This window comes from Streptomyces termitum (genome assembly GCF_014650175.1).
Lineage (GTDB): Bacteria > Actinomycetota > Actinomycetes > Streptomycetales > Streptomycetaceae > Streptomyces > Streptomyces termitum.
Genome location: NZ_BMUL01000003.1, coordinates 32,122 through 54,641, shown reverse-complemented (window position 1 = coordinate 54,641; position 22,520 = coordinate 32,122). Strand labels below are relative to the sequence as shown.

The following is a 22,520-nucleotide window of genomic DNA, read 5'->3' as shown; positions in this document are numbered from 1 at the left end:
GGCGCCCGGGGGTCGTCCACGAGGTCGCCCACGAGACCGTCCGCGCGGCGCCCGCACCCTCCCCCGACCGCCGCCCGACCGCTGTCCGACCGCCCTCCGGGCAGCTATGCAGGGTGTGTATACACGCCGTGTACAGTGACGTCCATGTCCATCGGTCACACCCTTCTCGGCCTCCTGGAGAGCGGACCGCGCCACGGCTACGACCTGAAGCGCGCCTTCGACGAACGGTTCGGTCACGACCGGCCCCTCCACTACGGCCAGGTCTACTCGACGATGTCCCGCCTCCTGAAGAACGGGCTGGTCGTCGTCGACGGCATCGAGCCCGGCGGCGGCCCCGAACGCAAGCGGTACGCCATCACCGACGCCGGCATCACCGACGTCGCCCAGTGGCTGGCGACGCCCGAGAAGCCGGAGCCGTACCTCCAGTCCACCCTGTACACCAAGGTCGTCCTCGCCCTGCTGACCGAGCGCGGCGCCGCCGAGGTGCTCGACACCCAGCGCTCCGAGCACCTGCGCCTCATGCGCGAGCTCACCCGCCGCAAGCAGGGCGGCGACCTCGCCGACCAGCTCATCTGCGACCACGCCCTCTTCCACCTGGAAGCCGACCTGCGCTGGCTGGAACTCACCGCCGCCCGCCTCGACGCGCTCGCCGCGGAGGTGCGCCGATGACCACCGTCCCCCTCCTCAAGGCCGTCGGACTGACCAAGGCGTACGGGCCCACTCCGGCCCTGTCCGACGCCGACTTCGCGATCCGGGCCGGCGAGGTCGTCGCCGTCATGGGCCCCTCCGGCTCCGGCAAGTCGACCCTGCTGCACTGCATCGCCGGCATCGTCCGCCCCGACTCGGGCACCCTCACCTACGACGGGCGCGACCTCACCGCCCTCTCCGACACCGCCCGCAGCGCCCTGCGCCGCACCGACTTCGGCTTCGTCTTCCAGTTCGGCCAGCTCGTGCCCGAGCTGACCTGCGTCGAGAACGTCGCCCTGCCGCTCCGCCTCAACGGCGAGAAGCGCAAGGCCGCCGAGGCCCGGGCCCTCGAATGGCTCGCCCGCCTGGAGGTCGACCCCGTCGCCGCCAAGCGCCCCGGCGAGATCTCCGGCGGCCAGGGCCAGCGCGTCGCCGTCGCCCGCGCCCTCGTCACCGCCCCGCGCGTGATCTTCGCGGACGAGCCGACCGGAGCCCTCGACTCGCTCAACGGCGAGCGGGTCATGCAGCTGTTCACCGAGGCGTCCCGGGACACCGGCGCCGCCGTCGTCCTCGTCACCCACGAGGCCCGCGTCGCCGCCTACTCCGACCGCGAGGTCGTCGTCCGCGACGGCTCCGTCCGGGACACGGAGTGGGCGGCATGAACCTGCGCGTCTGGGCCCGCGACCTGACGCTCGGCGCCCGCTTCGCCGTCACCGGCGGCCGCCCCGGACTGCTCCGCACCGTCCTGACCGCGGCCGGCGTCGGCTTCGGCACGGCCCTGCTGCTGCTCGCCTCCTCCCTGCCGAACATGCTCTTCCAGCGGGAGGTCCGGGACTCGTCCCGGGAGGTCGACGCCAGCCGGACCGTCGAGGAGCCGGGCCCCGGGACCTTTCTCCACTACACCCAGCGCAGCTCCTACCGCGGCGCGTCCTTCACCGGCCTGCTGCTCAAGCCCGAGGACGCGAAGCCCGCGGTGCCGCCCGGCACGGACGGCGTACCGGCCGCGGGCGAGATGCTGGTCTCCCCCGCCCTCGCCGAACTGCTCGCCGCGCCCGGCAACACCCTCCTCAGGGAACGCATCCCGTACAAGAACGCCGGCACCATCGGCGAGGCCGGGCTCATCGGACCGAACGAGCTGCGGTACGTCGCGAACGCCCCGTTCCTCACCGACGACAACGCCGAGGGGCGCGGAGTGCGCTACGGCTGGTCGGTGCCCGAGGAACCGATGAACGCCTTCCTGATCCTCCTGGTCGTCATCGCGTACGTCGTCCTGCTGCTGCCGGTCCTCGTCTTCATCGCCACCGCCGCCCGCTTCGGCGGCGAGCAGCGCGACCGGCGGCTCGCCGCCCTCCGGCTGGTCGGCGCGGACAACGCCACCACCCGGCGGATCGCGGCCGGCGAATCACTGGCGGGCGCGCTCCTCGGCCTGCTCACCGGCGCCGCCCTCTTCCTGGTCGCCCGGCAGTTCGCCGGGGCCGTGCAGATCTGGGACGTCAACGCCTATCCGGCCGACGTCGTCCCCAACCTGCCGCTCGCACTGCTGGTCCTCGCCGTGGTGCCGGTCTCCTCGGTCGTCGTCACCCTCCTCGCCCTGCGCGGGGTCGCGATCGAACCGCTCGGCGTGATCCGCTCCTCCACCCCCGGCCGCCGCCGCGTGTGGTGGCGGCTGCTGCTCCTCGTCGCGGGCGCCGCGCTCCTGGTGCCGACCATCGGCGACATCCAGATGGGCGACACGGCCATCGACACCGTCACCATCGGCGGCGGCACCGTCCTCTTCCTCGTCGGCCTCACCAGCCTGCTGCCCTGGCTGGTCGAGGCGGCGGTGAAGCGGCTGCGCGGCGGCCCGGTCTCCTGGCAGCTCGCCGTGCGCCGGCTCCAGCTCTCCAGCGGCACCGCGGCCCGCGCCGTGAGCGGCATCGTCGTCGCCGCCACCGGGGCCATCGCGCTCCAGATGCTGTTCCAGGCGATGGAGCACGACTTCACCTCGCCCACCGGCCAGGACAGCAGCCGGGCGCAGATCCAGACCACGCTGAAGGTCAAGGACGGCGCCGAGGCCCGGCAGGCCGTCGAGCGGCTGCGCGCCGTGGACGGCGTCACCCACGTGATCGCCACCACCGAGTCGTACGTCTACCGGGACGGGCCGGTCCGCAAGGACGAGGACTTCGCCCCCCTCACCCAGTTCGCCGTCGGCGACTGCGCCTCGCTGCGCGAGTACGCCGTGCTGTCGTCCTGCGCGGACGGGGACGTCTTCATGGTCCTCCCGCCGAAGGGCGTCGAGGGCCTCCAGTCCCCGGACCTGATCACGCGGGTCGCGCGGCCGGGCGCCGACGTCGCGCTGCGCGACCCCGCCGTCCACAAGGGCGCCATGCCCCGCTGGCGGGTCCCCGCCGGGACGCGGACCGCGGAGGCCCGCCTGGACCCGTCCGGGCAGTACCGCCTCGGTGTCTTCGCCACCCCGGCCTCGGTCGACGTGACGCTGCTGGACTCCCCGGACACCCGGCTGATGGTGGGGCTCGACCCGGCCGCCGCGGACGCCCCGGAGCTGGTGCGCAACGCCGCCCTGGCGATCGACCCGACCGCCGTCGTCAACGGCCTGAGCGACACCGAGCAGAGCAGCCGCTTCCTCAGCGTGCGCACCGGCATCTACGTCGGCTCGACCCTGACGATGCTGCTGGTCGCGGCGTCCCTGCTGGTCACGACCCTGGAGCAGCTGCGCGACCGCAAGCGCCTGCTGTCCTCCCTGGTGGCCTTCGGCACCCGCCGCACCACCCTGAGCTGGTCGGTGCTCTGGCAGACGGCGGTACCGATCTTCCTCGGCCTGGCCCTGTCGGTCGTCGGCGGCCTCGCGCTCGGCATGGCCCTGCTGGCCATGACCGGCCAGGGGACGCAGGACTGGTGGGCCTTCCTGCCGGTCGTCGGCATCGGCCTCGGTCTCATCGCGGTCGTGACCCTGTTCAGCCTGCCGATGCTCTGGCGGCTGATGCGCGCGGACGGCCTGCGCACCGAGTAACCCGCCGATCGCACGTACGAGGGTGTACGGGGAAGGGGGTGCGGGTTCCCGGCGACGGGAGCCCGCACCCCCTTCCTCACGCCCCCGGCTCCGCGACCCGGACGGGCAGTTCGGCCAGCCGCTCCCGCAGCGCCGCCGCCAGCTGCTCGAACTCGGCCTGCCGGGCCGCGCCGGTCCGCATCGCGAGGGCGATCCGGCGGGTCGGCGCGGGCCCGGCGAAGGTGCCGGTCCCCAGGGCGGTGTTGCGGGCGGTCTCGACGGTGACGGCGGTACGGGGCAGCAGCGTCACGCCCAGCCCGCCGGCCACCAGCTGCACCAGGGTCGCCAGCCCGGCGGCGGTGGTGGTGACCTCGGGCCCGTCCGACCGGCCCGCCTCCCGGCAGATGTCGAGGGCCTGGTCGCGCAGGCAGTGCCCCTCGTCGAGGAGGAGCAGCCGCTGCTCCTTGAGGGCCTCGCGCGGGATGTCGTCCCGCCCGGCCAGCGGATGCCCCTGCGGGGCGACCAGCACGAAGTCCTCGTCGAACAGCGGGAGCTCGGTGACGCCGGGGACCCCGAGCGGGACGGCGAGCAGCAGCAGGTCCAGCCGCCCGGCGGCGAGCCCCTCCAGGAGGGAGGAGGTCTGCTCCTCGTGCACCTGGAGGTCGAGGTCGGGGTAGCGGCGGTGGACGAGCCGGAGCACGTCGGGGAGGAGGTAGGGGGCGACGGTGGGGATGACCCCGAGCCGCAGCACCCCGGTGAAGGGCGCCTGGGCGGCCTCGGCCTCGTCCATCAGCTCGGCGACGGCGTCGAGGACGGCCCGCGCGCGGACCGCGAGCCGCTCCCCGGCGGGCGAGAGCAGCACCTTGCGGGTGGTCCGCTCCAGGAGCTGGACACCGAGTGCCTCTTCGAGTGCCGAAACCGCGCCCGAGAGCGCCGGCTGGCTCATCCCGATGGCGGCGGCCGCGTCCCGGAAGTGCAGATGCTCCGCGACCGCCGAGAAGGCCCTGAGCTGGGAGAGGCTGGGTTGCTTGGCCCGCTGGGGGGCGTGCGGGGAGGCGTACGAGGATGCCACTGATAACCACCTTCGATCAACACGACCCACTCTAGCTATTTCACTGATCAATGCACCGCGTGCCATGCTGTGATCAGTCCAACCCCTCATGGAAGCCCCCAAAAGGGACCCTTCCGTCTCGCAAGGAGAGCGCGTGCTCACTGTCGGTGACCAGTTCCCCACGTACGACCTGACCGCCTGTGTGTCGCTGGAGAGCGGCAAGGAGTTCGAGCAGATCGACCACAAGTCCTACGAGGGCAAGTGGCGTGTGGTGTTCTTCTGGCCGAAGGACTTCACCTTCGTCTGCCCGACCGAGATCGCCGCCTTCGGCAAGCTGAACGACGAGTTCGCGGACCGCGACGCGCAGATCCTCGGCGTCTCCGGCGACTCCGAGTTCGTGCACCACGCCTGGCGCAAGGACCACGCCGACCTGCGTGACCTGCCCTTCCCGATGCTGGCCGACTCGAAGCACGAGCTCATGCGCGACTGCGGCGTGCAGGGCGAGGACGGCTTCGCGCAGCGCGCCGTCTTCATCGTGGACCCGAACAACGAGATCCAGTTCACCATGGTGACGGCCGGTTCCGTGGGCCGTAACCCCAAGGAGGTCCTGCGGGTGCTGGACGCCCTGCAGACCGACGAGCTGTGCCCCTGCAACTGGAACAAGGGCGAGTCCACCCTCGACGCCGGCGCGCTCCTGGCCGGTGAGTGAGCATGGCCCTCGATGAGCTGAAGGCCGCCATACCGGACTTCGCCAAGGACCTGAAGCTGAACCTCGGCTCGGTCATCGGCAACAGCGAGCTCCCGCAGCAGCAGCTGTGGGGCACCGTGCTGGCCTGCGCGATCGCCTCGCGCTCGCCGAAGGTGCTGAAGGAGCTGGAGCCCGAGGCCCAGGCGAACCTGAAGCCCGAGGCGTACCAGGCGGCCAAGTCCGCCGCCGCGATCATGGCGATGAACAACGTCTTCTACCGGACCCGGCACCTGCTGTCGGACCCCGAGTACGGGACGATGCGCGCCGGTCTGCGGATGAACGTCATCGGCAAGCCGGGCGTCGAGAAGGTCGACTTCGAGCTGTGGTCGCTGGCCGTCTCCGCGATCAACGGCTGCGGCCAGTGCCTGGACTCGCACGAGCAGGTCCTGCGCCAGGCCGGCGTGGACCGCGAGACGATCCAGGAGGCGTTCAAGATCGCCGCCGTGATCCAGGCGGTCGGCGTCACCCTGGACGCCGAGGCCGTCCTCGCCGAGTAGGCGACGGAGCGTCCCGCGAGGGCCCCGGAGTCATCCGACTCCGGGGCCCTCGCGCGTGCTCACTTCCGGAGTTCGGCGAGGAGCGCCAGGGCGTCCTGGGTCATCGGGACGTCGATGCCGGAGAGGTCGGGCACGCCCTGCTCGACAGCCTTGCCGTTCTCGTCCTCGTAGTAGGAGTGGTAGGTGGAGAGCTCCAGGACGGCCTGCCCGTCGAGCACCCACATCCTCCCGCCGTCCTCGCCGTGGTCCGCGAAGTACGCCTCCTCGCCGACGCCGCCGACCGACTTCGCCGGGCCGTAGTGCTTCGCCAGCGCGCCGAACTCGGGGCCGGGGTCGGTGACCTTGTGCAGGGTGTAGACGACCTCGACGCCCTGCTCCCGGGCGCCCTCGCCGAAGGTGACCGAGCAGGACGACTGGGCGAGCGCGGGCTCGTCGAGGGACGGGCTGCTGCCGGCTCCGCTCCGCTTGCCGAGCACGGTCCCCAGGGCCTTCAGCCCGGCCCGCTCGCACAGGTTCTCCACCACCCCGTACCCGCCCAGGTCCGCCGCCTCCTCCTCGCGGCCGTCGCTCCAGCGCCCGTACCCGTACAGTCCGCCGCCCCACAGCGCCGAGGCGACGAGCGCGCCGGCCAGGGCCCACGCCCAGGGGCGGCGGCTCCGGTCCCGCGGTGCGGACGGCGGCGGGTCGGCCTCGGTGAGGACCTCGCGGCCGTCGAAGTCCGCGCCGCCGACGAGTTCGGGCTCGGATATCACTTCTGGACCTTCCCTTCCGGCGAGCCGGGCGCCGGGGTGGGGGCGACCCGGAAGGCGGTCGCGCCGCGCGGTTCGGGCGTGCTGAGGAGCCCGGGTTCGTGGCTGTACGCCCGCAGGTAGCCGACGACCGTGTTGGAGACGGCGACCAGCGGGACGGCGACGACGGCGCCGCCGATGCCGGCGGTCAGCCCGCCGGCGGCGACGGCGAGGACGACGGCCAGCGGGTGGACGCGGACGGCCCGGCCGAGGATGAACGGCTGGAGGACGTGACCCTCGATCTGCTGCACGGCGAGGACGACGACGAGCACCATGAGCGCGGTGAAGACGCCGTTGGTGACGAGGGCGACGAGGACCGCGAGGGCGCCGGACATGACGGCGCCGACCAGCGGGATGAAGGCGAAGAGGAAGATGAAGACGGCGAGCGGCACCGCCATCGGCACGTCGAGGATGTAGAGGCCGAGGCCGATGAAGACGGCGTCGATGAGGGCGACGAGGACGGTGCCGCGGACGTAGGCGGTGAGGGTCCGCCAGGCGCGCGGGCCCGCGCCGGCGACGCCGGGCCGGGCCTGTGCCGGGACCAGCTTGAGCGTCCACTCCCAGACCTTCTTCCCGTCGTAGAGCAGGAAGAGGGTGGAGAACATGGCGAGCAGGATGCCGGTCATGGTCTCGACGATGACGGTGACGCCCTGGAGGCCGACGGAGGTGATCTGCTCGGCGTTGGAGCCGATGGTGTCGCTGAGGTTCTTGGCGATGTCGTTGATCTGCCGCTCGGTCACGTGGAAGGGGCTGTCGAGGAGCCAGCGCTTCAGCTCCTCGATGCCGTCCCGGACCCGGTCGGTCAGGTTGTCGATGTTGTCCATCACCTGCCAGACCACGAACCAGCCGACGAGCCCCATCACGACGAAGCCGGAGATGGCGGTGAGGGCGGTGGCGAGGCCGCGCGGCACGCCCTTGGACCGCAGCCACGCGACCGTCGGCTGGAGCAGGGCGGTGACGAGGAGGGCGGCGACGAAGGCGAGGACGACGAGCTGGACGGAGCTGATCACCCGCATCAGCACCCAGACGGTGCCGGCGAGGACGAGCAGCCGCCAGCCCGCCTCGGCGGCGACCCGCATGCCCCAGGGAATGGCGGAGACCGGGTCGGGGCGAGCGGGGACGTCGGGGGCGTAGGACGGCGGGGCGGGCACGGTGGGGGCCGCGTCCGCCTCCGGCACCGCGGCGGCCTCCGGTGCGGGGGCGCCGACCGGTTCGTACGACTCCTGGCCGGGGGCGGCGGCGCGTTCGGCGGCGGCGCGGCGGGCGTCCAGCCGCGCGCCGGCCCGGCTGAGGCCCTCGCCCATCCGGTTCAGCCACCCTGGCAGTCTCGACATCTCGTTTCCTCTTCCCCCCGCTCGGTCCCCGATCGTCCCCCGGGCGCCCCGGTCCCGGGCGCCGTGGGCCTTCGCAACCTACACGCAGGAAGCCCCTCACCGTAGGACGGCGGGGGGCTTCCCGGGGTTGAGCGGAGGGCGGCCTAGTACCAGCGGTTGCCCTGCCAGAACGTCCAGGCGCCGCAGGGGCTCTTGTAACGGTTGTTCATGTAGCTGAGGCCCCACTTGATCTGCGTCGCGGGGTTGCTCTGCCAGTCCGCGCCGGCCGAGGACATCTTCGAGCCGGGCAGCGCCTGGACAAGGCCGTAGGCGCCGGAGGACGGGTTGGTCGCGCGGTAGTTCCAGCCGGACTCGTGGTCCACGATGTTGCTGAAGCACTGGAACTGCGAGGCCGGGATCATCTGCCGGGCGATCGCCTTGACCTCGGCGATGGAGTACGACCCCTGGGCGGCGAAGCTGGAGGCGTCGCGGACGGAGTCGCGGCTGGCGCGCTCGGCCTTCTCACGGGCCTCCCGCTCCTCGCGCTCCTTCTTCTCCTTGGCGGCCTGCTCGTCGGCGGCCTTCTTCTTCGCCTGGGCGTCCTGGGCGGCCTTGTAACGGGCCGTCTCCTCGGCGCTCTTGCGGGCGGTGGCGTCCGCGGCGGCGGCCTGGACGTCGGCCTGCTCCGCGAGGGAGGCGACCTGTACCTGGGCCTGCGTGCCCGCGGGGATGTCCGCGAGCAGCGTGTTGTCGGCCGCGGTGGCCTCGAAGTTGTCGTCAGAGGTGGCCTGGGCGGCGTTGCCCGTGGCAACTCCGACGACGGCGCCGACGGTGGTGACCGCAGTGGCTGACGCCACCGCGAATCCCCGGACCGAGATCCGGCTCACACGGTTTCCTTCCAGCATCGCCCGCAGCGGTGACCACGCGGGCGAAATCGTGCCCCTGGCGCTGGTCTTCGTCGTACCGGGTCACAGAAGACGCGGGCCCGTGGTGCTGTGGGCGGCATATGGCGGACGGTTGTGGAGTTGTGCGGTGCTGTTGTGCGGGCCTCGGGTGAACGAGGGTGCACGGGTGCCGTATGCGGGGCCTGACGGAAGCAAGACTTTGCCGGACACCGCCACCGCAAGGCAATTCCATGCCGCGTGTGAAAGCTCACACTTCGGCAGTCCCCGGCGTTTCGCCGGAAGTTGCGGACAGCGGAGCGCCGCCCGGCTAAGCTCCTGCGCTTCACCAGGCGGCGCTCACTCCCCCGGGGGGGGCAAAAGGGTGCGAACGAGGCATCACACCCGCTGAAAACCTCTCAGAGCCGGACGTCCTCCAGCATTTCGGTCACCAGTGCGGCGATCGGCGAGCGCTCCGAACGGGTGAGGGTGACGTGGGCGAAGAGCGGATGCCCCTTCAGCTTCTCGACCACGGCGACGACTCCGTCGTACCGCCCCACCCGCAGGTTGTCCCGCTGGGCCACGTCGTGCGTGAGCACCACCCGGGAATTCGCCCCGATACGGGACAGAACGGTCAGCAGGACGTTGCGCTCCAGGGACTGGGCCTCGTCCACGATCACGAAGGCGTCGTGCAGCGAGCGGCCCCGGATGTGGGTGAGCGGCAGGACCTCCAGCATCCCCCGGGACAGCACCTCCTCGATCACCTCGCGCCCGGCCACCGCCGAGAGCGTGTCGAAGACCGCCTGCGCCCACGGGCTCATCTTCTCGGACTCGCTGCCCGGCAGATAGCCCAGGTCCTGGCCGCCGACCGCGTACAGCGGACGGAAGACCATCACCTTCTGGTGCTGGCGGCGCTCCAGGACGGCCTCCAGGCCCGCGCAGAGCGCGAGCGCCGACTTGCCGGTGCCGGCCCGGCCGCCCATCGAGATGATCCCGACCTCGGGGTCGAGGAGCAGGTCGAGCGCGATCCGCTGCTCGGCGCTGCGGCCCCGGAGGCCGAACGCCTCCCGGTCGCCGCGGACCAGCCGCACGTTCCCGTCCGCGCCGATCCGGCCGAGCGCCTTGCCGCGCTCCGACTGGAGCACCAGGCCGGTGTGCACGGGCAGCTCGGACGCCTCCGGCACGTACAGCCGCTCGTGCTCGTAGAGGAGGTCGATCTGCTCGCCGGAGAGGCTCAGCTCGGACATGCCGGTCCAGCCGTTGGCGTCCGTGACGGCGAGCTCGGCCCGGTACTCCTCGGCCAGCAGGCCCACCGAGGACGCCTTGATGCGCAGCGGCAGGTCCTTGGAGACGACCGTGACGTCGTACCCCTCCGCCTGGAGGTTGCGCGCGACCGCGAGGATCCGGGAATCGTTGTCGCCCAGCCGGTAACCGGCGGGCAGGACGGAGGGGTCGGAGTGGTTGAGCTCGACCCGCAGGGTGCCGCCGAGGTCCCCGATGGGGAGGGGGGCGTCCAGGCGCCCGTACCGGACCCGGAAGTCGTCCAGCAGGCGCAGCGCCTGGCGGGCGAAGTAGCCGAGTTCGGGGTGGTGCCGCTTCGCCTCCAGCTCGGTCACCACGACGATCGGGAGCACGACCTCGTGCTCGTCGAAGCGGGACATCGCCTTGGGGTCGGCGAGCAGGACGCTGGTGTCGAGTACATAGGTGCGCCGGTCGGAAAGGCGGCGCTTCGGGCTGGTCACCACGGAAGGACAGACCCCCTCTGAAGACCCGTATGAGGCCGGGGTGCGACGGAAGAACCGGTGTCGCTGCGGAATGGGACCGGGAACGGACCGCCGAGCGCGGGCCGAACTCCGGCCCTCCGCTTCTCCCGTACGTGTCCCGCACGGTCGTCCTGGTGCAAGGGGCCTCCCGGGTGGCGGTCTCCGTGCCGCTCACTTCACCAGGCTTATTCCCGCGAAGACACCCCGTCATGCCAGGTCGCACGGGGGCGTGTCGGTGAACGTCCGGTGACCGACCCGGGTGCCCCCGCGACGGCGTGCGCCGGTCCGCGCGCCCGCCCGGCGGCGGCCGCCGCCGGGGTCGCCGCGGGGCCCCGTGCGCGGCGGCGCGACGGGGCCGGGAAGGCGGGTCTCCGGGAGATCAGGAGCCGTAGCGGCGGTGGCGGGCGGCGTAGTCGCGCAGCGCCCGCAGGAAGTCGACCTTGCGGAAGGCCGGCCAGTGGACCTCGCAGAAGTAGTACTCGGAGTGCGCGCTCTGCCAGAGCATGAAGCCGGACAGCCGCTGCTCGCCGCTGGTGCGGATCACCAGGTCAGGGTCGGGCTGCCCGCGCGTGTACAGGTGCTCCTGGATGAGGTCGATGGAGACCGTCTCGGCCAGCTCCTCGAAGCTGGTGCCGCGCTCGGCGTGGTCCAGGAGCAGCGAGCGGACCGCGTCCGCGATCTCCTGCCGGCCGCCGTAGCCCACGGCGACGTTGACGAGTATCCCGGCGTTGGTCCGGGTGGACTCCTCCGCCTCCTTCAGGACCCGCTGGGTCCGGCCCGGCAGCAGGTCCATGGTGCCCACGTGGTGCACCCGCCAGCGGCCGTCGGCGGCGAGCGCCTCCACCGCGCCCTCGATGATCGAGAGCAGCGGGACCAGCTGCGCCTCGGGGCGGCTCAGGTTGTCCGTGGAGAGCATCCAGAGCGTGACGACCTCGACGTCGGTCTCGGCGCACCAGCCGAGCAGCTCCTGGATCTTGTCCGCGCCCGCCTTGTGTCCCTGCTCGGGGGTCCCGCCGGACGCCTTGGCCCAGCGGCGGTTGCCGTCGAGGATGACCCCGATGTGCTTGGGCACCTGGGCGTGGTCGAGGCGGCCTTCCACCCGGCGCGCGTAGAGCCCGTACACCAGGTCGCGCAGGTTCACTGTTCTTTACCCCTCCATGGGCGGCGGTCCGCAGGCGGCCACATTACTGCGCACGGGGAAAGGGTCCCAGCCCGGGAGTGTCACAACTCCGTCCGGGTGTGTCACAAGTCCGTGATAAGCAGAGATACGTGACTGATTCCCCGCACTACCGCGCCGCAGCGGAGCGATACGACTCCATGGAGTACCGGCGCTCGGGCCGCAGCGGCCTGAAGCTCCCGGCCGTCTCCCTCGGCCTCTGGCACAACTTCGGCGACGACCGCGCCCTCGACTCGCAGCGGGCGATCCTGCGCCGCGCCTTCGACCTCGGCGTCACCCACTTCGACCTGGCGAACAACTACGGCCCGCCGCCCGGCTCCGCCGAGCTGAACTTCGGCAAGATCTTCGCGCAGGACTTCGCGCCCCACCGGGACGAGCTGATCGTCTCGACCAAGGCCGGCTACGAGATGCACCCGGGCCCCTACGGCGAGTGGGGCTCCCGCAAGTACCTGCTGTCCTCGCTCGACGCCTCCCTGAACCGGATGGGCCTCGACCACGTCGACATCTTCTACTCGCACCGCTTCGACCCGGAGACCCCGCTGGAGGAGACCATGGGGGCGCTCGCCTCCGCGGTCCGGCAGGGCAAGGCGCTGTACGTCGGCGTCTCCTCGTACAACGCGGAGCAGACCGCCGAGGCGGCGCGGATCCTGAAGGAGATGGGCGTCCCGGCCCTCATCCACCAGCCCTCGTACTCGATGATCAACCGCTGGATCGAGGACGACGGGCTGCTGGACACCCTGGAGGCGGCCGGCATGGGCTGCATCTCCTTCGTGCCGCTGGCGCAGGGGCTGCTCACCAACAAGTACCTGAAGGGCATCCCGGAGGGCTCCCGGGCCACCCAGGGCAAGTCCCTCGACCCGAACCTCCTCTCCGACGAGGTGCTGCGCCGGCTGCGCGGCCTCGCGGACATCGCCGGGCGGCGCGGCCAGTCGCTGGCCCAGCTCGCGCTCACCTGGGTGCTGCGGGACCCGCGGATGACCTCGGCGCTGATCGGGGCGTCCAGCGTGGCGCAGCTGGAGGAGAACGTGGCGGCCCTCGACGCCGCGCCGCTCACCGCGGAGGAGCTGGAGGAGATCGACTCCTTCGCCGTCGACACGGCGGGCACCAACATCTGGGCCGGCCGGGGCTGAGCCCCGGCGGGGGCCTCGGGCGGCCCGGGAGTGGGAGCGGTCCCGCTCCCCGGGCCCCCGGAGAAAAGAAAACGGGCCGGTCCGTGGGGGGGGGATACGGACCGGCCCGAGGGGGGGGTTCCACCATAACCCTTCCCTGTTCGTGCCGCGTGCCACCCGCGCCGCGAGAAGCCCGGAGAAATCCGCGGAGCCCAGTCGGGACAAGGGCTGCGGGCCCCGGTGGCGGGTTTGCGCCCCGGCGTGGCGGCGGGCTTCCGTCCCTCCGACGGGGGACCGTCCCGCATTGACGGCGGGCCGGGCACGGCCCCTTTCGTCGCGGTCCGCGACGGGGGCGTCGCCCACCGCGTTCAAACCGGTCCGGCGGCCGCCCCCAGGACCAGGCCCAGGAGCGCGCCGGTCAGCATGAAGGGGCCGAAGGGGATCGCCGAGGAACGGCTCGCGCGCCCCAGCAGGACGCGGCCGAAGCCGTACACGGCGCCGAGGAGGAAGCCGAGGAAGGCGCCGGCGAGGAGCACCTCCCAGCCGTACCAGCCGAGGGCCGCGCCCAGCGGGAGGGCCAGCTTCACGTCGCCGAAGCCCAGCTCCCGGGGACTGATCAGGTGCAGCAGCAGATAGCCGCCGCCGAGGACGAGCCAGCCCAGCAGCGCCCCGGTCCAGGAGCCCGCCGCGCCCGGCAGCGGGGCGGCGGCGCCCAGCAGCAGCGGCACGGCGAGGGCCAGCGGCAGCGTCAGACCGTCCGGCAGCCGCCGCACCCGGACGTCCACCCAGGCCAGCAGGGTGCCGACGGGGACCACGAGCAGCCACACCGCCAGCTCCGGGCGCGGCCCGCCGGCGGCGGCCGACAGGGCGCAGGCGGCGGCGCTCACCAGCGGCGCGAGCAGCGGAGCCGGGGCCGTCGCGCACGCGGCCCGGCCGGGCCCGGCCAGCCAGCCGCGCCCCGGCCCGGCGAACGCGTGCCCCGCCGGACAGTGCGCGCGCCAGGGCTCCCCCGGCGGCACGGACAGCCGGTACGCGGCCCGCGGCACCAGCAGCCCGGCGACCGCGCCCCAGAGGGCGGCGAGGACGATCAGCGTGACGTGCACGGACCGACCCTAGGGCTAAGGTCGGTTGCATGGGGCGGAGTTGGCGGGACGGGACGGGCATGCTCGGGGTGGCGGAGGGGGTCGCGGTCCCGTTGGAGATCGCCGCCTCCTACCGGGCGCGGCGGCGCGGGCTGCTCGGCCGCGACGGGATCGACGGGGCGCTGCTCCTCACCCCGGCGAACAGCGTCCACACTCTCGGCATGCGCTTCCCGATCGACGTCGCCCACCTGGACCGGCACCTGCGGGTGCTCGCCGTGGTCACCATGCGCCCCGGCCGGATCGGGCTGCTCCGGCCGCGCGCCCGGCACGTCCTGGAGGCGGAGGCGGGCGCGATGGCGGGATGGGGGCTGCGGGCCGGGGCGCGGGTGGTGCTCACGGCGGACCCGGCCCCAGGAGCGTGAAGGCGCCGTAGCCGGCGGAGGCCGCCGCGAGGACCGCGAGGACGACGGCGGTGGTACGGGGGCGGAGCCGGGCGAGCGCGGCGGCGGGCGGCAGCAGCAGGCCGAAGGCGGGCATCATCAGGCGCGGCCGGGAGCCGAAGTAGGCGGCGCCGACGAGGGACACCGCGACGACCCCGACCGTGTAGACGAGCAGCGGCAGCGGCAGGCGCTGCCGCACGCACAGCACGACCAGCCAGGCGAGCAGCGCGAGGGCCGCGCAGAGCCCGAGCGAGGCGGGCCACGGCAGGGAGGCGATGAAGCGGGCGAGGGCGACGCCGCCGTCGATCGAGTTGCCCCAGCCGGCCTGGACGTCGAAGTAGGCGGTGGCGCTCGACTCGCGGACGCCGACGTACACCACGTAACCGAGCCAGCCGAGCGGCGCGAGCAGCACCCCGGCGAGCGTCCGGAGCGGCAGCCGCCGGTCCCGTACGAGGGCGGCGGCGGCCGTGACGGCGAGGGCGGCGATCAGCGCGGCGGCGGTGGGCCGGGTGAGCCCCGCCAGGACGCAGAGCGCGCCCGCGAGGATCCAGCGGTCGCGCAGCACCGCGTACAGGGACCAGGCGGCGAAGGCGGTGAACAGGGTCTCCGTGTACGCCATCGACTGCACGAACGCCGTCGGGTACACCCCCCACAGCACCGCCAGCAGCGCCCCGGCGCGCGGCGAGACGGCGAGCGCGCCGCACCGGTAGATCCCCCAGGCGGCGGCGAGGGACGCCGTCCAGGAGACGAGCAGTCCGGCACCGGCCGCGTCGAGCGGGAGGACGGCGGAAAGGGCGCGCTCCAGGGCGGGCAGGAGCGGGAAGAACGCCAGGTCGGAGTGGATGTCGCCGTTCGGGAGGACGACCTGGCGGCCGTAGCCGTGCTCGGCGATCCGCACGTACCAGACGGAGTCCCAGCGTCCGCTCAGCCGGTGGAAGCCGTCCTTGCCGCTCGCGGCGGCGGCGACGGCGAGCACGACGAGCCCGAGGACCCGGGTGGCGGCGTAACCGCCGAGGGCGAGGAGGAGGTACGGATCACGGCGGCGGGTCGGCGGGGGCATGCGCCCGATTATCCGAGGCGGGGGGAGACGAGCGGCTCGGGGGCTGTCCGGCCCCGGGCTTTCCGTGCGGACGAGGCCGTCAGCCGGTGGGTCTCATGCGGTCGAACCGGGCGGCCAGGACGGGGCCGAGCCGGCCGACGATGCCGTGGCCCGGCTCGTGCGGGGACGGCAGGTCGCCCAGGAAGGAGGTCACGATCACCTCGTCGACGACGGTGTCGCCGCGCCCGCACCGCTCCTCCAGGAAGTCGAGGGTGCGGCGCCAGTCGGGCTCCGGTTCCCGCGCGTCGGCGCGGGCGAGGAAGGAGCGGACCGTGCCCTGGACGACGTCCCAGAAGAAGACGTGCGGCAGGACCTCGCCCTGCCGGAAGACGTGGCTCGCGTAGGCGTCCTCGAAGGAGGGCACGTGGCCGACCAGGTCGTGGACGAGCCGGACACCGGCCGGGTCGGCGCCGGTCGCCGTCGTCGTGGCGACGGCGGCGGCGATGGTGGCGGCGATGCCCGCCGGGTCGGCGGCGGCTGTCGGATCGGGAGCGGTCGTCGGGTCGGTGGTGGTCTGAGGGATGATCTGCGGCATCGGCGGCCCTGCCCCGGGGACGTTGTGGTGTTTCGGTCCAGAATGCTCCTGCCCCCGATGCCCGTCCCGACACTTTTGCGCTTTCCTGGGGACAACTTTCAGCTGGTTTTCCACAGGGGGTGCGAAGTGTCCCCCTTCCGTGGATCGTCGGTCGTGTGTACGAGTCGGCGACCCTCGCGGGGGACGGGGTGCTCCTCGTCTCCCGGGTGCTCGCGACCGGCCGCCGGGCCCGCGCCCCCGTGGCTCAGGGGGCGGGGGCGGAGGCGCCGGTGCGGGGGAAGGAGATCTCCACGCGGCGGTTCTTCTTCCGGCCCTCCTCGGTGCTGTTGTCGGCGATCGGGTAGTCCTCGCTGTAGCCGCGGATGTCGTACGCGGTCCCCGGGTCCAGCTCGCGCGCGAGCACGCGCTGGACGGCGGTGGCGCGGTCCTTGGAGAGCTTCAGACCGTGCGCGTACGTCCCCAGGTCGTCGGTGAAGCCGAAGACCCGGACCCGCCCGGAGCCCTGCTCGCGGACCTCGGCGGCGATGGCGAGGATGCGGGCGGTGGCGGCGGGGCTGAGCTGCGCGCTGTTCTTCGGGAACAGCACCTCGGCCTGGAGCGCGAACGTCACGTCCACGTTCGTGTCCTCCCGCCGCTGCTCACCGCCCTCCTCCTCCACGATCTGCTTGATGTCCAGCACCTTGGCGGGCGCGAGCGTGGCCCCGTCCGGGAGCATCAGGCCGGGAGCGTTCGAGTCGATGGCGGGGGGCGGGGAGGAGGAGGTGCTGCCCGGCGGGTCGTCGGCATGGGCGCTTCCCGCCCCGAGGGGCCAGACGGCCATCACCGCGACCGCGAGAACGGCCAGTCCGCGTCGTCCTGTCGTCGTCATGGCGTCGCCTCAGGAGAGCTTCAGGGTGGCGGGTTCGAAGGTGGGGAGCTGGAAGGAGACTTCGGTGGTGGTGGCGGGGGGAGCGGGGAACTGCATGAAAACGGCGGTGGACTTGCCGGCACCGAGCGTGTCGAGTCCCGAGGTGGTGAGCGGGCGGCCGTCCGTGTCCCTCAGGACGTAGTAGCGCTTCTTTCCGACGGCGTCGAGGAGTGTCGCTCCTCCCAGGGACATGCCGTGCTTCACGACCTCCGTCTCGTCGCCCCGGATCTCGGCGGGCAGGACGACGGTGGCGCCCGAGGCGTTCGAGATCCGCCCCTTGATCGTGAGGAAGCCTCCCGCGTCGCGCTCGGCGGATTCGATGCGGAGTTCCACGCCCTTCGCCCCCTGCGCCACGGCGAGGGTCTCGGCCGGGGCCTCGGTGTCCTCCCCCGCCGACTCGGACGGCTGCTTCGGCTGCTGCTGGGGCTGTGACGTCGCGCCCGGCTTCGCCTGCTTCGGTTCGGCGTCCGCGCCGCATCCGGCGACGGTCAAGGAGGCGGCCACCGCGAAGGCGATGAACCCCCCTCTCACATAGGCATGCATGAAGAACGCTTCCTTTACTCGTCGTCGCCGGTCAGTCGGACGTGGAAGAGGTCGCCGGCGGCGGGCAGGACCGGCTTCTCGGGGTCGATCTCCCATGCCTCCCCGTCGCACACCAGCCCCAGGATCGGCGCGGGTTCCGTCGGGGAGGGCGAAGGCGAGGGCGTCCCCGGCCCCGGCTCTCCGGTGGGCTCGGGCTCCCCGGTGGGCTCGGGGTCCTCCGTGGGTTCGGGCGCGTCGAAGGAGCAGAGCGGCTCGATCACGGCCGTCGCGGTGGCCGTCCCCCGGCGGGATTCCGTACCGGGGACGATCGATCTCCCCACCGTCGCCTCGGTGTGCACGGTGACCCGGAAGCCGAGGCCCGACGGCGCGCACGTGTCGACCACCGCGGCATTGCTGCCGGCGAAGCCGTCGGCGTTCCGGCAGGCCAGGGCGGTGTCGACGAACGCCCGGCCGTCGACGAACCGCTGCCACTGGGCCGGATCGTCGATCACTTCGAACCACCCCTCCCGTAGCTGATCCCTGACGCTCTGGGCGGCGGCGAGCGCCGCCGCGTCGGCGGCGGTCTGGGCCCCGCCCCGGACGATCCCGGCCCGTCCCACGACGAAGAACACGAGGCCCAGGAAGAGCAGGGCTCCGATCACCGCCACGTAGGCGGGGAACGCCTGGCCCCGGTCGGCCGGGCCGCCCGTTAGCCGCCCGTGATCTCCGCGATCTTCGTCCGGATCGCGTTCAGGATCGACGTACCGATGCCGGTACCGCTGATCGCGATGACGATCGCCACCACCACCACGATGATCCCCAGGTACTCCACCGCCGTCTGTCCCCGGTCCCCTCGGGACGTCAGGTGGGTTCTGGCCCGGGCCAGGGTCTTCAGCAGCGCGTCGTTCATCGTGGTCCCCTCCGCGGTCAGACGCTTGCGCGATCGCACGGTACGCCCGTGGTCCCTGTGGTGCACAGGGTCCCTGGGGTCGTTCGTCAGATCGGGTCATCGAGGGAACCTCGTGCTCTGGCAGGCTACGGGCTTTCGAGGGGTTTTCGTGGGGAGTTGGGAGAAGTGAGGAGGCGGAGGGGGACTCACCGCTCATGGTCCGTCACTCCCCCGTGATCGAGCCCAGGTCCGTCCCCGTGCCCAGGAAGAGGCCCGCGCCGAGGAGGATCATGGTGGCGGGGACCATCAGGGTGGTGATGACCATGGTGGCCTTGGGGACGGCCTTGGCGGCCTTGCGGCGGGCCAGTTGGGCGTCGGTGCGGCGCATGTCCTCGGCGATCTGGATGAGGGTGTCGACGATGGGGGCGCCGAGCTCCTCGCCCTGCTGGAGGGCGGTGACGAACTGGGCGACCTGTTCGGAGTCGTTGCGGCGGCGGAGTTCGTCGAAGGCCTGGCGGCGGCTGACGCCCATGTCCATCTGCCGCAGGGTGATGCGGAGTTCGTCGGACCAGGGGCCGGAGTACTTGTCGGCGACGCGTTCGAGGGCCTGGCGGAAGCCGAGGCCGGCGGAGACGACGACGGCGAGGACGTCGAGGAAGTCGGGGAGGGTGCGTTCGATCTGGTCCTTGCGGATGCGGACCGCGGACCAGATGCCGACCTCGGTCCAGAAGGCGCCGAAGGCGAAGAGGAGGGCGGCGGTGACGTACGAGCCCTTGGTGAGCATGAGGAGGCCGCCGAGGCCGCCGAGGAAGCCGTAGACGGCCCGCCGCGCCCCGTACCGGTCGATGGTGAGGCCGCCGGGGTTTCCGGCGAGGTCGATGCGGCGGCGGACCGCGCCGACGCGCTTGGGGCCCATCCAGCGCAGGACCGCCGGCGACCAGCGCATGCCGAGCCGGTCGACGGCCGAGTCGACGGCGCCGGTGCGGGTGGCGCCGACCTCCAGGGCGAGCCGGAGGTCGTCGGGGAGGCGGGCGTCGGCGCGGTAGAGGCGCAGCCCGTGGGCGAGGCCGGCCACCGCGAGGCCGGCGAGGAGGGCGAGGGCGAGGGCGAGCATCCGGTCCGGCTCCATCCGTCTAGACGTCGATCTTCGAGAAGCGGCGGATGGCGGCGAAGCCGAGGACGTACAGGGCGCAGGCGACGACGACCGCGCCCTGTCCGAGCGGCGAGCCGGTCATGCGGTCGAGGGCGCCGGGCTGGAGGTTGTCGATCAGCAGGAGGGAGCCGAAGCCGATGACGGGGACCGCGTACGCCGTCATGCTGACCTGGGAGAGCTGGGTGCGGACCTCCCGCCGGGTCTCCTTGCGCTGCTCCAGCGTCTCGGTGAGGTTGCGCAGGGAGGAGACGACGGTGCCGCCCGCCTTGTTGGCGAGGACGAGGGTGGTGACGAGGACGACGAGTTCGCGGGAGGGGAGCCGGTCGGCGAGTTCGCCGAGCGCGTCGTCGAGGGGGGTGCCGACGGCGAGTTGCTGGGAGACCTTCTCCAGTTCGTCGGCGGCCGGGGACTCCATCTCGTCGGCGGCGAGGCTGATCGCCATGCGCAGGGCGAGTCCGGCCTGGGTGGCGTTGGCGAGGATGCGGGAGAGTTCGGGGAGCTGGCCGATGAAGCGCTCGATGCGCTTCTGCCGCTGCCAGTTGAGGTAGCCGAGCGCGACCCACGCGCCGAGCAGGCCGCAGATCGGGCCGAAGAACGGCGAGAGGGCCGCCTGGCCGATCGTCCACAGGACGGCGACGGCGACGGCGAGGCCGACGGTGAACTCGCCGGGGGTGACGTCGAGTCCGGTGGCGGCGATGCGGCGTTCGAGGGCGCGCCCGGGGCGGGTGGCGCGGACCCGCCGGTCGAGGGCCGGGAAGCGGCGCCGGCGGCGGCCGGTGGCCTCGGGGGGCGCGGTGTCGTCGAGGCGGGCGACGAGGGCCGCGTGGCGGCGGGCGCCGTTCGCGTACGCCTGGACGCCGGTGACGCCGAGGACGCAGGCGAGCAGCGCCGCGCCGGCCGTCAGCCAGAAGGGGTCGGTCATCGGGCGCTCCTACGTCGCTTCCCGGGTGGCGAGGTGGGTGTCGTCGGCGGCGACGCCGAAGGCGGGCGGCACGGGCTGGCCGGCCATGTAGAGGCGTTCGGCGACCCGGCGCGGGAGGGGGTGGTGGACGAAGTGCCCGTGCACCCGGCCGTCGGCGGCGAGCGGTTCGGCCCGGAAGTGGCAGAGGGTGGCGAGGAGGAAGCGTTCGCGGCCGTGCGAGGCGAGGACGGCGACCTCGGTGACGCGGCGGGTGCCGTCGGGGTGCCGGGTGAGCTGGACGAGGACGTCGACGGCGCTGTTGATCTGGTCGCGCAGGGCCTCGAAGGGGACCTTCACCTCCGACATGGAGGCGAGGGTCTGGAGCCGCATGAGGGCGTCCTCGGCGGAGTTGGCGTGGACGGTGGCGAGGGAGCCGTCGTGGCCGGTGGACATGGCCTGGAGCATGTCGAGGGTCTCGCCGCCGCGGACCTCGCCGACGATGATCCGGTCGGGGCGCATGCGCAGGGAGTTGCGGACGAGGTCGCGGATGGTGACCTGGCCGCGGCCCTCGATGTTCGGCGGGCGGGCTTCGAGGCGGATGACGTGGGACTGCTGGAGCTGGAGTTCGGCCGAGTCCTCGATGGTGATGATCCGCTCGCCGTCGGGGACGAGGCCGGAGAGGGCGTTGAGGAGGGTGGTCTTCCCGGTGCCGGTGGCGCCGGAGACGATGATGTTGAACTTCGCCTGGACCAGGCCGGAGAGGAGCAGCAGGAGCTGTTCGTCGAGGGAGCCGAGGCCGATCATCTCGTGGAGGGTGTAGGCGCGGGGGAAGCGGCGGATGGTGAGGGTGGCGCCGGTGAGGGAGAGCGGCGGGATGATCACGTTGACGCGTTCGCCGGTGGGGAGGCGGGCGTCGACCATCGGGTTGGACTCGTCGACGCGGCGGTTGACGGTGGAGACGATCCGCTCGATGGTCTGCATCAGCTGGTCGTGGGAGGCGAAGCGGAGCGGGAGGAGTTCGACCCGGCCGGCCCGCTCGATGTAGATCTGGTCGGGGCCGTTGACCATGATCTCGGTGATGGAGGCGTCTTCGAGGAGCGGTTCGAGGACGCCGAGGCCGAGGGCCTCGTCGACGACGCGGCGGATGAGGCGGTCGCGTTCGGCGGTGGAGAGGACCGGGCCCTCGCGGCTGATGATGTGGCCGAGGACGCGTTCGAGGCGGGCCCGGCGCTCGGCGGCGGCGAGCGCGGACATCTCGGTGAGGTCGATCTCCTCCAGGAGTTTGGCGCGGAAGGACGCGACGAGGTGGCCGTCCTCCCGGGCGCTCCCGGGGCCCGGGGCGCGGGGGTCGTCGGCGTGGTGCATGCGGGCGCGCAGGCTCATGGCAGGTCGTCCCCCTCCGGGTCCCGGGGCAGTGGCATGGTGGCGGTCCGCGACACGGGGTCGAAGGACCAGAAGGGGATGACGCGGGGGATGTCGACGGTCACGGTGACGGTGAACTCGCCGCCCCCGCCGCCGCGTTCGATCCTCGGCCGGACCCAGTCGGAGACGGCCGCGGCGGCCGCCGCCTCGGGGCTCGGCGCGTCCTCGGCGTCGCTGGTCCCGGCCCGCGCCGCCGCCCGCGCGGCCGTCCCCGCCTGCTGCGCGGCGTAGGCGGCCAGCCCGAGCTGGAGCCCGGCGAGCCCGACGATCAGCAGCAGCGGCAGGAACCCGAGGTACTCGACGGCCGCCTGCCCCCGATCCCGGCCCGCGCCCCGGCCCGCGCCCCGGCCCCGCCGGTCGCACCCGCCGCCGTCCGCCCGCCGGCCCGCGCCGACCCTTCTTTCCGATGCCGTACGGCTCCGAGCCCCACCGCCCGACGCCCCCGCCCCGCCCGGCGGCACACCGCCCGTACCCCCCGCACCGCCCACCATCCGCACACCGCCCCCCGCCTCCCCGGACACAGGGCGACCACCACCCCCACCAAGGCCCATACCCGAGCACAGGCCC

General features: G+C 73.0%; 23 protein-coding genes and 1 pseudogene. 7 read left to right on the top strand and 17 right to left on the bottom strand.

Annotated features, from left to right (window positions below):
• The first annotated feature begins 144 nt into the window (after positions 1-144).
• From IE219_RS06465 to IE219_RS06455, 3 genes are read left to right on the top strand one after another with little or no spacing between them, the layout of a single operon-like run.
• Complete coding sequence (locus tag IE219_RS06465) at positions 145-669, top strand: PadR family transcriptional regulator (protein WP_189975584.1); 525 nt, start codon at positions 145-147, stop codon at positions 667-669.
• A complete protein-coding gene (locus tag IE219_RS06460) occupies positions 666-1,349 on the top strand; it encodes an ABC transporter ATP-binding protein (RefSeq protein ID WP_189975583.1) in 684 nt (227 codons plus the stop codon). The genes IE219_RS06465 and IE219_RS06460 overlap by 4 nt, the downstream gene beginning before the upstream one ends.
• Positions 1,346-3,697: an FtsX-like permease family protein gene (locus IE219_RS06455; protein ID WP_189975582.1), complete on the top strand. Its 2,352-nt coding sequence runs from the start codon at positions 1,346-1,348 to the stop codon at positions 3,695-3,697. The genes IE219_RS06460 and IE219_RS06455 overlap by 4 nt, the downstream gene beginning before the upstream one ends.
• A 76-nt stretch (positions 3,698-3,773) precedes the next feature.
• Here the strand turns inward: IE219_RS06455 and IE219_RS06450 are convergent, their stop codons facing one another.
• A complete protein-coding gene (locus IE219_RS06450; RefSeq protein WP_189975581.1) occupies positions 3,774-4,748 on the bottom strand; it encodes a hydrogen peroxide-inducible genes activator in 975 nt (324 codons plus the stop codon).
• A gap of 133 nt (positions 4,749-4,881) precedes the next feature.
• On the opposite strand from IE219_RS06450, the gene IE219_RS06445 reads away from it, so the two are divergent.
• Together IE219_RS06445 and IE219_RS06440 are read left to right on the top strand one after the other, a co-directional pair.
• Positions 4,882-5,436, top strand: coding sequence for a peroxiredoxin (locus tag IE219_RS06445; protein WP_189975580.1), 555 nt, complete (start codon positions 4,882-4,884; stop codon positions 5,434-5,436).
• A gap of 2 nt (positions 5,437-5,438) precedes the next feature.
• Positions 5,439-5,972, top strand: a complete 534-nt coding sequence (locus IE219_RS06440; protein ID WP_189975579.1) for an alkyl hydroperoxide reductase — start codon at positions 5,439-5,441, stop codon at positions 5,970-5,972.
• A 59-nt stretch (positions 5,973-6,031) separates the two neighbouring features.
• Here IE219_RS06440 and IE219_RS06435 read toward each other — a convergent pair whose 3' ends face one another.
• From IE219_RS06435 to IE219_RS06415, 5 genes are all read right to left on the bottom strand, one after another.
• Positions 6,032-6,724: a hypothetical protein gene (locus IE219_RS06435; protein ID WP_189975578.1), complete on the bottom strand. Its 693-nt coding sequence runs from the start codon at positions 6,722-6,724 to the stop codon at positions 6,032-6,034.
• Positions 6,721-8,094 carry an AI-2E family transporter gene (locus IE219_RS06430; RefSeq protein WP_189975577.1) on the bottom strand — a complete coding sequence of 458 codons (1,374 nt, stop codon included), beginning with the start codon at positions 8,092-8,094 and terminating at the stop codon, positions 6,721-6,723. The genes IE219_RS06435 and IE219_RS06430 overlap by 4 nt, the downstream gene beginning before the upstream one ends.
• Before the next feature lie 143 nt (positions 8,095-8,237).
• Positions 8,238-8,960: an aggregation-promoting factor C-terminal-like domain-containing protein gene (locus IE219_RS06425; RefSeq protein ID WP_189975576.1), complete on the bottom strand. Its 723-nt coding sequence runs from the start codon at positions 8,958-8,960 to the stop codon at positions 8,238-8,240.
• A 413-nt stretch (positions 8,961-9,373) separates the two neighbouring features.
• The gene (gene phoH2 / locus IE219_RS06420; RefSeq protein WP_189975575.1) at positions 9,374-10,699 is read right to left on the bottom strand and encodes an RNA 5'-3' helicase PhoH2; all 1,326 of its coding nucleotides are present in this window, start codon (positions 10,697-10,699) and stop codon (positions 9,374-9,376) included.
• A 397-nt stretch (positions 10,700-11,096) separates the two neighbouring features.
• Entirely contained in the window at positions 11,097-11,858 is a 762-nt protein-coding gene (locus IE219_RS06415) for an isoprenyl transferase (RefSeq protein ID WP_189975574.1), read from the bottom strand.
• A 128-nt stretch (positions 11,859-11,986) separates the two neighbouring features.
• Between IE219_RS06415 and mgrA the strand changes: the two genes are divergently transcribed.
• The gene (gene mgrA, locus IE219_RS06410) at positions 11,987-13,024 is read left to right on the top strand and encodes an L-glyceraldehyde 3-phosphate reductase (RefSeq protein WP_189975573.1); all 1,038 of its coding nucleotides are present in this window, start codon (positions 11,987-11,989) and stop codon (positions 13,022-13,024) included.
• 347 nt (positions 13,025-13,371) lie between these two features.
• Here mgrA and IE219_RS06405 read toward each other — a convergent pair whose 3' ends face one another.
• On the bottom strand, positions 13,372-14,106 hold the full coding sequence (locus IE219_RS06405; RefSeq protein WP_189975572.1) for a prepilin peptidase: 735 nt from the start codon (positions 14,104-14,106) through the stop codon (positions 13,372-13,374).
• A 29-nt stretch (positions 14,107-14,135) separates the two neighbouring features.
• Between IE219_RS06405 and IE219_RS06400 the strand changes: the two genes are divergently transcribed.
• Complete coding sequence (locus tag IE219_RS06400) at positions 14,136-14,507, top strand: DUF192 domain-containing protein (protein WP_189975571.1); 372 nt, start codon at positions 14,136-14,138, stop codon at positions 14,505-14,507.
• On the opposite strand, the gene IE219_RS06395 is transcribed toward IE219_RS06400, so the two are convergent.
• The 10 genes and pseudogenes from IE219_RS06395 to IE219_RS06355 all read right to left on the bottom strand — a co-directional run bounded on the left by IE219_RS06395 (position 14,479) and on the right by IE219_RS06355 (position 22,444).
• Positions 14,479-15,585, bottom strand: coding sequence for a putative hexosyltransferase (locus tag IE219_RS06395; RefSeq protein WP_189975570.1), 1,107 nt, complete (start codon positions 15,583-15,585; stop codon positions 14,479-14,481). The two genes, IE219_RS06400 and IE219_RS06395, sit on opposite strands and share 29 nt — an antisense overlap.
• A 79-nt stretch (positions 15,586-15,664) precedes the next feature.
• Positions 15,665-16,159, bottom strand: coding sequence for a cyclic nucleotide-binding domain-containing protein (locus IE219_RS06390; RefSeq protein ID WP_229849628.1), 495 nt, complete (start codon positions 16,157-16,159; stop codon positions 15,665-15,667).
• A 244-nt stretch (positions 16,160-16,403) separates the two neighbouring features.
• Positions 16,404-17,027 carry an OmpA family protein gene (locus IE219_RS06385; protein WP_189975569.1) on the bottom strand — a complete coding sequence of 208 codons (624 nt, stop codon included), beginning with the start codon at positions 17,025-17,027 and terminating at the stop codon, positions 16,404-16,406.
• 9 nt (positions 17,028-17,036) lie between these two features.
• A complete protein-coding gene (locus IE219_RS06380; protein ID WP_189975568.1) occupies positions 17,037-17,609 on the bottom strand; it encodes a hypothetical protein in 573 nt (190 codons plus the stop codon).
• A 14-nt stretch (positions 17,610-17,623) separates the two neighbouring features.
• A pseudogene (locus IE219_RS31585) lies at positions 17,624-18,262 on the bottom strand (pilus assembly protein TadG-related protein); the annotation flags it as partial.
• 35 nt (positions 18,263-18,297) lie between these two features.
• A complete protein-coding gene (locus tag IE219_RS31580) occupies positions 18,298-18,498 on the bottom strand; it encodes a Flp family type IVb pilin (protein ID WP_229849626.1) in 201 nt (66 codons plus the stop codon).
• 202 nt (positions 18,499-18,700) lie between these two features.
• Positions 18,701-19,591 carry a DUF5936 domain-containing protein gene (locus tag IE219_RS06370; protein WP_189975566.1) on the bottom strand — a complete coding sequence of 297 codons (891 nt, stop codon included), beginning with the start codon at positions 19,589-19,591 and terminating at the stop codon, positions 18,701-18,703.
• A gap of 19 nt (positions 19,592-19,610) precedes the next feature.
• Positions 19,611-20,552, bottom strand: a complete 942-nt coding sequence (locus tag IE219_RS06365; RefSeq protein WP_189975565.1) for a type II secretion system F family protein — start codon at positions 20,550-20,552, stop codon at positions 19,611-19,613.
• 9 nt (positions 20,553-20,561) lie between these two features.
• The gene (locus tag IE219_RS06360) at positions 20,562-21,914 is read right to left on the bottom strand and encodes a TadA family conjugal transfer-associated ATPase (RefSeq protein ID WP_189975564.1); all 1,353 of its coding nucleotides are present in this window, start codon (positions 21,912-21,914) and stop codon (positions 20,562-20,564) included.
• The gene (locus IE219_RS06355; protein WP_189975563.1) at positions 21,911-22,444 is read right to left on the bottom strand and encodes a TadE/TadG family type IV pilus assembly protein; all 534 of its coding nucleotides are present in this window, start codon (positions 22,442-22,444) and stop codon (positions 21,911-21,913) included. Before IE219_RS06355 ends, IE219_RS06360 begins: the two co-directional genes overlap by 4 nt.
• Between the last annotated feature and the right edge of the window lie 76 nt (positions 22,445-22,520).

Excerpts from the sequence above, each read along its gene's own strand:
- IE219_RS06465 (WP_189975584.1), top strand. The coding sequence starts at position 145 with ATGTCCATCGGTCACACCCTTCTCGGCCTCCTGGAGAGCGGACCGCGC.
- IE219_RS06460 (WP_189975583.1), top strand. The coding sequence starts at position 666 with ATGACCACCGTCCCCCTCCTCAAGGCCGTCGGACTGACCAAGGCGTAC.
- IE219_RS06455 (WP_189975582.1), top strand. The coding sequence starts at position 1,346 with ATGAACCTGCGCGTCTGGGCCCGCGACCTGACGCTCGGCGCCCGCTTC.
- IE219_RS06440 (WP_189975579.1), top strand. The coding sequence starts at position 5,439 with ATGGCCCTCGATGAGCTGAAGGCCGCCATACCGGACTTCGCCAAGGAC.
- IE219_RS06430 (WP_189975577.1), bottom strand. The coding sequence starts at position 8,094 with ATGTCGAGACTGCCAGGGTGGCTGAACCGGATGGGCGAGGGCCTCAGC.
- IE219_RS06400 (WP_189975571.1), top strand. The coding sequence starts at position 14,136 with ATGGGGCGGAGTTGGCGGGACGGGACGGGCATGCTCGGGGTGGCGGAG.
- IE219_RS06395 (WP_189975570.1), bottom strand. The coding sequence starts at position 15,585 with ATGCCCCCGCCGACCCGCCGCCGTGATCCGTACCTCCTCCTCGCCCTC.
- IE219_RS06390 (WP_229849628.1), bottom strand. The coding sequence starts at position 16,159 with ATGCCGCAGATCATCCCTCAGACCACCACCGACCCGACGACCGCTCCC.
- IE219_RS06385 (WP_189975569.1), bottom strand. The coding sequence starts at position 17,027 with ATGACGACGACAGGACGACGCGGACTGGCCGTTCTCGCGGTCGCGGTG.
- IE219_RS06380 (WP_189975568.1), bottom strand. The coding sequence starts at position 17,609 with ATGCATGCCTATGTGAGAGGGGGGTTCATCGCCTTCGCGGTGGCCGCC.
- IE219_RS31580 (WP_229849626.1), bottom strand. The coding sequence starts at position 18,498 with ATGAACGACGCGCTGCTGAAGACCCTGGCCCGGGCCAGAACCCACCTG.
- IE219_RS06370 (WP_189975566.1), bottom strand. The coding sequence starts at position 19,591 with ATGCTCGCCCTCGCCCTCGCCCTCCTCGCCGGCCTCGCGGTGGCCGGC.
- IE219_RS06365 (WP_189975565.1), bottom strand. The coding sequence starts at position 20,552 with ATGACCGACCCCTTCTGGCTGACGGCCGGCGCGGCGCTGCTCGCCTGC.
- IE219_RS06360 (WP_189975564.1), bottom strand. The coding sequence starts at position 21,914 with ATGAGCCTGCGCGCCCGCATGCACCACGCCGACGACCCCCGCGCCCCG.
- IE219_RS06355 (WP_189975563.1), bottom strand. The coding sequence starts at position 22,444 with ATGGTGGGCGGTGCGGGGGGTACGGGCGGTGTGCCGCCGGGCGGGGCG.